This is a genomic window from Mesorhizobium sp. B2-9-1 (genome assembly GCF_006439455.1).
Lineage (GTDB): Bacteria > Pseudomonadota > Alphaproteobacteria > Rhizobiales > Rhizobiaceae > Mesorhizobium.
Genome location: NZ_VFTP01000026.1, coordinates 39876 through 48491, shown reverse-complemented (window position 1 = coordinate 48491; position 8616 = coordinate 39876). Strand labels below are relative to the sequence as shown.

The window sequence follows — 8616 nt, the reverse complement described above, 5'->3', positions numbered from 1 at the left end:
CGACGGCGCGCTCGGCGCGGAACTGCTCGGCGCCTTCAAGCGCCTGATCGAAAACCCGATGGGCATGCTGGTGTAAGCCAATCCCTGCCGGCCCCTGATCCGGCTTGCTTACGCCACAGGCCCTCCGATCACCGACTTGTCAGGCCGGCAGCTAGCGCAAATCCCTGCCGGCGCTTGAAGCCGCCGTCATTTCGTTCCACATCGGGGCGCGATGAACGGCAAGATGCGGGAATGGTTTCGGAATTGGCGGTGGGCCTTGGCCGCATCGCTATTCCTGCATGCCCTGATCGCAGCATTCTTGTTCTTCGGCTTGCCGAGACCCGAGCAACAGCCGGACCAGCAGGAACAGCCGGTCAACGTCGCGATCGTGCCGCCGCCCGAGCAGCCCAAGCCGAAGCCCGCTCCGAAGCCGCCGGAGCCGACGCCCGAAAAGAAGGCCGAAAAGCCGCCCGAGCAGGCCGTGCAAAAGCCACCGCCGCCGCAGCCGCCGAAACCCCAGGACATCCCGGTTCTGAAGCGCGTTTTTCAGTATGGCGAGAAGGATACCGGCCCGGAGAAATCTCTCAACGGCGGCAGCGCGCCGGCCAATGCTCCGTCGCCGGCCAAGGATGAACCCGCGAAGCCGCCCGTCTCGTCGCGGCCCGCGCCCAACGAGCCGGCTCCGCCTGCAACGCCCGAGCAGCAGGCGGACACCAACAAGGCTCAAGAGAAGCCGGTAACCACTGCGCCGGACGAAAAACCCGCGCAAAGCGAGGAGAAGCAGGCAACTGAGGACACTGACAAACAGCAGCAGGACAAGCAGGAGCCGCAAACCGCCGAAAAGCAAGCTGCCGAAACGCCAAAGCCGTTGACGGCCGAGGCCGGCGACAAGCCTGCGCCGGCCGAACAAGCAAAGCCCAAGCCTTCCAAGGCGATGAAGTTCAAATCCGCAAGAGCTCTGAGAGCGCCGAGCGGGAACCCGGGAAGGTCAAGCCCCGCCGACAGCGAGGTTGCGGGATCGCCGATCTATTCCGGCCTGCCGGGCGTCAGAAAGCTTTACTCGCCGGGTGCGACCGGCAACGCGTTGGCCACAAGCTCGATGGAGAATGTGCCGCGCGATCAGCGCGTAGCCAACCTGTGCGCCAACGTTCTGAACCAGGAGCTGCAGAGTGCCGATTACTCGCCCAAATGGCTGCCGACCATTCCCTTGAAACAAGGCAATGTTCTTAACCCTCCGCAGGCTGCCTTCAGCACGACAACCCAATGGTATGATCTCAGCTTCCGCTGCGAGGTCGACGCCGATGCAACGAGGGTCCTGTCCTTCAACTTCCGCGTGGGGGGATTGGTCCCGCCTGGGGAGTGGACCCGGCGTCGCTTCCCCAGTCTCCGCTAGAGCATGATCCCAACCGAAGGTCAGCGAATGCAAAAGGTGGGAACCGGTTTCCGGAGAAGATCATGCTCCAACAAGCTCAGGCCGGCACACCAAGCGCGGCCAATTGCCGGCTGACGTCGTGCCAGTCGGCGCAGACGAAATCCGCGCCTGCGGCCTTCAGCCGGGCGCCGTGCTCGGGATAGGTATGCCCGCCGCCGGTATAGCCGATCGCGATCATGCCGGCCGCAACCGCGCCCTGGACGCCAAAAGGCGAATCCTCGACCACGATGCAGTCGGCGGGGTTCGCGCCCATTTTCTCGGCGGCGTAGAGGAAGATGTCGGGCGCCGGCTTGCCGTTCTTGACCATCGAGGAGGAAAAGATCGCCTCGCCGAAGAAGCGCGACAGTCCGGTCACCGACAGGCTGTGGTTGATGCGTTCGACCGAAGATGACGAGGCGACACAGCGGTCGCCGGCAAGCGCGCTCAGGAACGGCAGGATCCCCGATGTCGGCTTCAGCTCCTCCGAAAAGAGCAGCTTGGTCTCGGCCCAGATGTCGCCGTCGGCGGTGGGCGGGAACTGATGGCCGGTCAGTTCCTTGATTTTGACAATGATGTCGGCCTGCTTCATGCCGATGCATTGCGCGATGATGCCGCCATGGACGCCTGGCATGCCATGCTTCTCATAGACGCGCTCATAGGCCTTGGCGGCCAGCGGTTCGCTGTCGACGAGAACGCCGTCGCAGTCGAAAATCAGTCTAGGTTGCGCCACGCGCTTCTCCCGGCCTCTGTGCCAATACGCACATCGCTATCGATAAAAAGTCAGATGTTCAATAGTGATGCGGATGCATCTCCTGCGCATCAAAGCTGGCGCAGCGCCTCGCTGACCGGCGTGGATCCAAGCGCGCGCTGCATGGCCTGGCGCGACTGCGCGCGGTCGGGGGTGATCCAGTTGGGCTCGGCGCCGAGGAAGCGGTCGAGGAAGGCCACGGCATAGGCGGGCATTTCCGTCGCGTTCTCGCGGTAGGACCACCAGGTGCGCAGGTCGTCGGCGCATTTGTCGATGCTGGGCGCCGTGCCGAATTCCTGCTCGTGCACGGCCAGGATCGCCGACACGCAGTAGTTGGTATAGAGAAAACCTTCCGGCCAGAAGCGCACGATTTCCGCCGTGCCGGCATTGGCTTCCGTCTCGATCATTTCGGTAAGACCGGAGACCTCTCGCGCCGGCGCCTGCCGGATCAGCTCGCGCAGCACCAGCCCGGCGGCGAACACGATGAAGTCCGCGCGGTCGACGGCTGCGAATCGCTTCTGCGCTTCCATGACGTCGATCCAGTCGAGAAAGGCGCGCGTCAGCTTGGCCTCGTCGATCTCGAAACGAACGCCAAAGGTTTCCGACACCACCTTCGCGCTGCTGCGGAAGGTGGCGCGGAACCAGCGCAGCTGCCGCAGCCGGTGACGAAGGTCCGGCATAAGCGCCAGTTCGTGCCTGAAAGGCAGATCCATGTCTCATATCCCGTTTGGCGACAGGCTAGCACAGGCGCTGCCGTTGCCGAAATCGGTCAGCCGCCTGTGGAGCGTTACGGCGGCTAATATAATACATGTTGACATTCTAGGAAACAAATGTTCTCACTTTCGGGTCATCTCGCCTCCGTCCAATATGTGCCGGAGGAAGAGAATCGGGAGGAAACCGAAATGGCGATCTGGCAGTGGGCGCTGCTTCTGCTGTTTGTCGTCTGGGCGCTGCAATCGCTCGGCGTCTGGCTGCAGATGCGGCATTATGCGGACGTCTTCAAAGGCGTCACCGGAGAGTTCAAGGACGGCTTCGTCGGCGCCGGCAATTTCCGCGGCCGGCTCGCCAAGGGTACCATCGCGCTCGTCGTCGTGACGCCCGATCTCATCGTGCGCCGCATGATGGTCATGAGCGGTCGTTCGGTGCTCACCAAGTTCAAGCGACATGAAGAATTCGAGGGTATCCCCCTCGATCGACTCCGGTCCAACCCTGCGATCATGGGGGAGGGGGAACCCGGTGTGGCCGAGGCCGTGAAACGGGCGATCGAGCAGATCGACCGCGCGCGGTCGGAGCCGGGGAAGAAGCCGGGCCTGTCCGGTTTGAATGTAGCAAGGGCTTAAAGCGACGCCGGCAGCCGGCTGGGAATGACCGGCGGGGGTCATAAGGAGGAGAAATGTCTGTAATTTCGTTATTGGCGCAGCATGCCGACCTGGCGGTGCACAACCTGCATGTCGCAGGCACCATGGTCTCCGATGCTGCCTGGCACGGCAAGCTCGGCGTCGAGCATGCCACCGATCATCTCGTGGTCCTGGCGCAGGCGACGACCGACAATGCGCCGGTCACCGCCGATCAGCTCAAGGAACAGCTGAAGAATGTGCAGCAGGAAGAGCAGCTCGGCTGGCTGACCGCGATCGGCAAATATTTCATCGGCATCTTCCAGAAGGGCGGCGAAGTGTTCGCCGGCTTCGTCACCGGCATCATCCCGACCCTGGTCGTGCTGATGACCGCCTTCTACGCCGTCACCGAACTGGTCGGCGAAGAGCGCGTCCACGGCCTGGCGCGCGGCGCCGGCCGTATCGCGCTGACCCGCTACACCGTGCTGCCGGTCCTGTCGGTGTTCTTCCTCACCAACCCGATGGCCTACACCTTCGGCTCCTTCCTGGAAGAAAAGCACAAGCCTGCCTTCTACGACGCGGCGGTGTCCTATGTGCATCCGCCGCTCGGCCTCTTCCCGCATATCAACCCCGGCGAATATTTCGTCTGGGGCGGCATGCTGGTCGCGCTGCTCGATCTCGAGAAGCGGGGCGTCATCGCCAACGGCTATCACGTCAAGGTGGCCATCTGGTACGCCCTCGTCGGCCTCGTCGTCATCCTGCTGAAGGGCATGCTGACCGAGCGCATCACGGCCATCATGGCACGCCGCCAGGGCGTCGAGCTCTAAGGGCGGGAGGACACCATGGCCAAGACATACAAGGCAGTAAAGATCTCGAGGGGCTCCACCGGTTGGGGCGGCCCGCTGGTCATCGAACCGACCGAGCAGCGCAGCAAGGTCGTGTCGGTAACCGGTGGCGGCATTCATCCGGTGGCGCAGCTTATCGCCGATATGACCGGCGCCGAAGCGGTCGACGGCTTCAAGGCGCCGCCGATCGAAAGCGAGATGGCGGTCGTCGTCGTCGACTGCGGCGGCACCGCGCGCTGCGGCGTCTATCCGCGCAAGCGTATCCCGACCGTCAATCTGACACCGGTCGGCCAGGCGGGTCCGCTCGCCCAGTTCATCACGGAAGACATCTACGTTTCGGGCGTGAAGCCGGCCAACGTCACGATGGCGGACGGATCCGAAGCGGTCACCACTGCGGGGGGAGCAGCATCAATGAGTACAAGCAACAACACCACTGCCAGGGCGGCCGAGCCGCTGCCGAACGAGGGCGGGCTTATCGGCCTGATCAGCTCGATCGGCCGTGTCATGGGCCGTGTCGTCGGCATCTTCTTCAACTCCGGCCGCCGCACCATCGATCAGGTTATCCGCAACGTGCTGCCCTTCATGGCCTTCGTGACCATGCTGATTGGCCTGATCCTCTACACCGGCATCGGCGACGTGCTGGCACAGCCGATGGGACCCTTGGCCAACAACATCGTCGGCCTGCTGGTCATCTCGGCCATCTGCGGCCTGCCGTTCCTGTCGCCCATCCTTGGCCCAGGCGCGGTCATCGCCCAGGTCATCGGCGTCGCCATCATCGGCCCGCAGATCGCCAACGGCACCATCTCGCCCGCAATGGCGCTGCCGGCGTTGTTTGCCTACAACACCCAAGTGGGCTGCGACTTCGTTCCCGTCGGTCTGGCGCTCGGTGAGGCCAAGCCGAAGACGATCGAGATCGGCGTGCCGGCGGTGCTCATCAGCCGCCAGATCATGGGCCCGGTCTCCGTGCTGATCGCATGGGTCGTCTCCCTGATCGTGTTCTAAAAACGCGTAACAACGAGGTTCGCCATATGTCGGTTCTTCTCAAGACACGGGTCACAGCTATCGGGCCTGAAGTGGCGGACCTCGCCGAGGGCGGCGTGGTCATCCTGTTCGCGGATGGCTCGCCTCCTGAACTCGCCGAAGTCTCGGTGCTGCACTTGGCAGAGCAGGGGCCCAGTGACGACGCGCCGCAAAAGGGCGCGTCGATCACGCTCGGACCGGTTTCGGCGACGATAACGGCGGTTGGCTCCACGGCGTGGAGCAAGGTGCGCGAGATGGGCCATGTCGTGATCTCCTTCAACGGAGCATCCGAGGCCGAAAGGCCCGGCGAAGTTTGCGCGTCCGAGGTCGACACCGGAGCGCTCGTGGCCGCCCTGACACCGGGCGCTGTCATCACCATCGCCGCCTGATAATATCCGCGCTGTCTGTCGACGGCGCCTAAACCTAGAGTAATTGCAATGGAACGCTCGACCATCGTCAGAGTGCACGAAGGTTTGCACGCCCGTCCCGCCACGCGGTTCGTGAAGCTCGCGAAGGGTTTCGAATCCGACGTAGAGCTGGTCAAGAACGGCAAGGTGGTGAGCGCCAAGAGCTCGGTCAAGCTGATGCTCCTGGCGGTCAAGGAGAACCAGGAAGTCACCGTGCGCGCCAACGGCGCCGACGCGATCGAGGCGATCGAGGCGCTGATCGGCTATCTGGAGAACCCGCGCGCCGGTCTCGACGACGAAAACGAGGCGGGTGATGAGGGCTCGCAAACCGCAGCCGCAGCGCCCGCTCGTGAGGCCGCGCTGCCTGCTGCCGCGGCGGTGGATGGAACCCCGAAACTTCAAGGCGTCGCCGCAAGCGAGGGCGTGGCGATCGGGCCGGCCTTCGCCCATTTCCCGCCGGAGATCGCGGGACCGGGCAGGCGCCTGCAGGCCGATGAGATCGAAGGCGAGCTCGAGCGTTTCCGCGGCGCCGTCGCCAGCGTCCAGTCCCGCATGGACCGCACGCTTGCCGAGAACAACCTCAACGCCGGCGACCGCGGCATCGTCGCCGCGTTGCGCGACATCGCCGCCGACGACAGCCTGACCGGCGAGGCCGAGAAGCTGATCAAGGAAGGCGATGACGCTGTGTCCGCCGTCATCGGCGCGGCCGCCACCATCGCCGCCGATTTCAGCGCGGTCGACGACCACTATCTCAACGCCCGGGCCGACGACGTCCATGCCGTCGGCCGGCAGATCTGCCTGGCGCTGCTCGGCCAGGACGAAGTCAGCCTGGAAACCATCCCGCAGGGCGCGATCCTGATTGCCGACGACATCGGCGCCTGGGATCTGGCGCGCGCGCCGCTGAAGCGCATTGGCGGCGTGGTCTGCGGCCATGGCGGCGCCACCTCGCACATTGCCATCATCGCCCGCTCGCACGGCATCCCGGCGGTGCTCGGTCTCGGCGACAAGGTCAACGAGTTGCGCTCCGCCAAAGAGGTGGCGATCGACGGCAATGCAGGGCATGTGGTCGTCGATCCGGACGAGGCTGCGCGGGCTGACTTCACCCGGCGCATCGAGGCTGCCGCGCAGGAGCGCGCCGGGCTGACAGCGTTCAAGGGCATGACGCCTACCCGCGCCGACGGCACGGTGATCGAGGTCGCGGCCAATATCGGATCGCTGGAGGAGATCGAGGCGGCGCAGGACGCCGGCGCCATGGGCGTCGGGCTGTTCCGCACCGAGCTGCTCTTCATGCGCCACATGCATCTGCCGTCGGAGGACATGCAGGCCGAAACCTACAGCGCGCTGGCCAAGGCGTTCGCGCCGCATTCGGTCATCGTGCGCACGCTCGACATCGGCGGCGACAAGCCGATCGCCGGCATCGAATTCCCCGACGAGGAAAATCCCTTCCTCGGCTGGCGCGGCATCCGCATGTGCCTGGACCGCCCCGACATCTTCAAGAAGCAGCTGCGGGCGCTGCTGAGGGCCGCCGTCCACGGCAACATCAAGGTCATGCTGCCGATGGTCTCGGAGATTACCGAGGTCACGCGCACGCGTGCGCTGGTGGAGGAATGCGCCGACGAACTCAAGGCCGAAGGAATGCCGCATGCCGATTTCGATCTCGGCGTGATGATCGAGACGCCGGCCGCCGTACTGATCGCGCCGGCCCTGGCAAGGGAAGTGGCTTTCTTCTCGATCGGCACCAACGACTTGACCCAGTATGTCATGGCCGCCGACCGTCTCAATCCGACGGTCGCCAAGCTCAACGACGTCACCAATCCGGCGGTGATGTCGGCGATCGAGCTGACGGCCAAGGCCGGTGTCGCCGCCGGCATCATGGTGGGAATGTGCGGCGAGGCCGCCGGCCGTCCGGACCTGATCCCCACCTTCATCGGGATGGGCTTGACCGAGCTCAGCATGAGCCCGGCCTCGATCCAGCGCGCCAAGAAGACGATCGCGGCCATGGCGGCCGAACGGTAGCGGATAATTCGCGGCGGTTACGCTAGATGCGCGAGCAGGGTGGCGAGAACCGGTGTCAGTTCCTGGACGGCATTGGGCTGGGCACAGGCCCGCCGGACGCGGTCCTCCCGCACCTCGGCCGCCAGCACCGCGATCTCGAGAATGTCGGGCTCGGGCGTCCCGTCCGCCTTGGTCGCCAGTCCGCAGGCAAGCGCCACGGGCGCAAGGCACCTGATGTCGAGAGACCGGTCGCCGGCTATCGCCGGCCCTGTGCCGATCTCGCCAGGCTGGACAGGACGGTGGTTGAGGCATTCGACGAGCAGAGCCGCGCAGGCCGCCGCGACCTGGTCCGTCGATGCCGCGTCCGCCGTCGCGCCAGCCAGGAGATCCGCGTAGCGCTTGCGCATCGCGACATGCACGGCGGAAAAGCTCGCTTCGTGGACGCGCGGATTATCGATGCCGTAGCCGGCAAGGACCGCGCGGGTCAGATAGTACATGTCGCGCCTGAACTGACGCTCGCCGCCGATCTGCCGGTCTTCATCGCCATGCGGGAAATAGGCCCGCAGGCTTTTGACGGTCGTGCCGTCGACCTTGAGCGGCCGGGAATGCGGCACGAAGGATTCCGCGATCGTCAGCGCCTCGTCGACGGCGCTCGCGGCGTGGCCAAGCAGGCTGCGGCCAGGGAAGGGAGGCAAATTGCCGGCGATATCGTGCGAGGGGTCGCCGGCGCTGTCGTGGCGGTTCTGGCGGATGGCATCGCGCAGCTCCCGAAGCCGGTCCTTCAGGTTGGCGCGGACATCCTCGGAAATTTGTCGCAGCATTGCCAATTGCCTCGAAATGCTGAAGCCGGTCACGGCTTGGGCGCCAGTCGCCCTCT

At 64.9% G+C, this 8616-nt stretch carries 9 protein-coding genes; 6 read left to right on the top strand and 3 right to left on the bottom strand.

Translation table 11 applies throughout. The features are described from left to right. Positions 1–211 precede the first annotated feature (211 nt). Complete coding sequence (locus FJW05_RS26300) at positions 212–1372, top strand: DUF930 domain-containing protein (protein WP_140636892.1); 1161 nt, start codon at positions 212–214, stop codon at positions 1370–1372. A gap of 76 nt (positions 1373–1448) precedes the next feature. On the opposite strand, the gene FJW05_RS26295 is transcribed toward FJW05_RS26300, so the two are convergent. Together FJW05_RS26295 and FJW05_RS26290 are read right to left on the bottom strand one after the other, a co-directional pair. After that, the gene (locus tag FJW05_RS26295) at positions 1449–2120 is read right to left on the bottom strand and encodes an HAD family phosphatase (RefSeq protein WP_140636890.1); all 672 of its coding nucleotides are present in this window, start codon (positions 2118–2120) and stop codon (positions 1449–1451) included. Positions 2121–2209: 89 nt separating this feature from the next. After that, complete coding sequence (locus tag FJW05_RS26290) at positions 2210–2851, bottom strand: hypothetical protein (protein ID WP_140541309.1); 642 nt, start codon at positions 2849–2851, stop codon at positions 2210–2212. 189 nt (positions 2852–3040) lie between these two features. On the opposite strand from FJW05_RS26290, the gene FJW05_RS26285 reads away from it, so the two are divergent. From FJW05_RS26285 to ptsP, 5 genes are read left to right on the top strand one after another with little or no spacing between them, the layout of a single operon-like run. Continuing rightward, on the top strand, positions 3041–3478 hold the full coding sequence (locus FJW05_RS26285) for a transcriptional regulator GutM (protein ID WP_095767894.1): 438 nt from the start codon (positions 3041–3043) through the stop codon (positions 3476–3478). Between the two features lie 53 nt (positions 3479–3531). Next, positions 3532–4299 carry a PTS glucitol/sorbitol transporter subunit IIC gene (locus FJW05_RS26280; protein WP_140541310.1) on the top strand — a complete coding sequence of 256 codons (768 nt, stop codon included), beginning with the start codon at positions 3532–3534 and terminating at the stop codon, positions 4297–4299. A gap of 15 nt (positions 4300–4314) precedes the next feature. Then, the gene (locus tag FJW05_RS26275; RefSeq protein WP_140541311.1) at positions 4315–5319 is read left to right on the top strand and encodes a PTS glucitol/sorbitol transporter subunit IIB; all 1005 of its coding nucleotides are present in this window, start codon (positions 4315–4317) and stop codon (positions 5317–5319) included. 26 nt (positions 5320–5345) lie between these two features. Beyond that, positions 5346–5726, top strand: coding sequence for a PTS glucitol/sorbitol transporter subunit IIA (locus FJW05_RS26270; RefSeq protein WP_095767656.1), 381 nt, complete (start codon positions 5346–5348; stop codon positions 5724–5726). A gap of 48 nt (positions 5727–5774) precedes the next feature. Next, positions 5775–7760, top strand: a complete 1986-nt coding sequence (gene ptsP / locus FJW05_RS26265) for a phosphoenolpyruvate--protein phosphotransferase (protein ID WP_140636888.1) — start codon at positions 5775–5777, stop codon at positions 7758–7760. A 17-nt stretch (positions 7761–7777) separates the two neighbouring features. Here ptsP and FJW05_RS26260 read toward each other — a convergent pair whose 3' ends face one another. Beyond that, positions 7778–8560, bottom strand: coding sequence for a hypothetical protein (locus FJW05_RS26260; RefSeq protein ID WP_140636886.1), 783 nt, complete (start codon positions 8558–8560; stop codon positions 7778–7780). Positions 8561–8616 lie beyond the last annotated feature (56 nt).

Excerpts from the sequence above, each read along its gene's own strand:
- FJW05_RS26275 (WP_140541311.1), top strand. The coding sequence starts at position 4,315 with ATGGCCAAGACATACAAGGCAGTAAAGATCTCGAGGGGCTCCACCGGT.
- FJW05_RS26290 (WP_140541309.1), bottom strand. The coding sequence starts at position 2,851 with ATGGATCTGCCTTTCAGGCACGAACTGGCGCTTATGCCGGACCTTCGT.
- FJW05_RS26280 (WP_140541310.1), top strand. The coding sequence starts at position 3,532 with ATGTCTGTAATTTCGTTATTGGCGCAGCATGCCGACCTGGCGGTGCAC.
- FJW05_RS26285 (WP_095767894.1), top strand. The coding sequence starts at position 3,041 with ATGGCGATCTGGCAGTGGGCGCTGCTTCTGCTGTTTGTCGTCTGGGCG.
- FJW05_RS26300 (WP_140636892.1), top strand. The coding sequence starts at position 212 with ATGAACGGCAAGATGCGGGAATGGTTTCGGAATTGGCGGTGGGCCTTG.
- FJW05_RS26270 (WP_095767656.1), top strand. The coding sequence starts at position 5,346 with ATGTCGGTTCTTCTCAAGACACGGGTCACAGCTATCGGGCCTGAAGTG.
- FJW05_RS26260 (WP_140636886.1), bottom strand. The coding sequence starts at position 8,560 with ATGCTGCGACAAATTTCCGAGGATGTCCGCGCCAACCTGAAGGACCGG.
- ptsP (WP_140636888.1), top strand. The coding sequence starts at position 5,775 with ATGGAACGCTCGACCATCGTCAGAGTGCACGAAGGTTTGCACGCCCGT.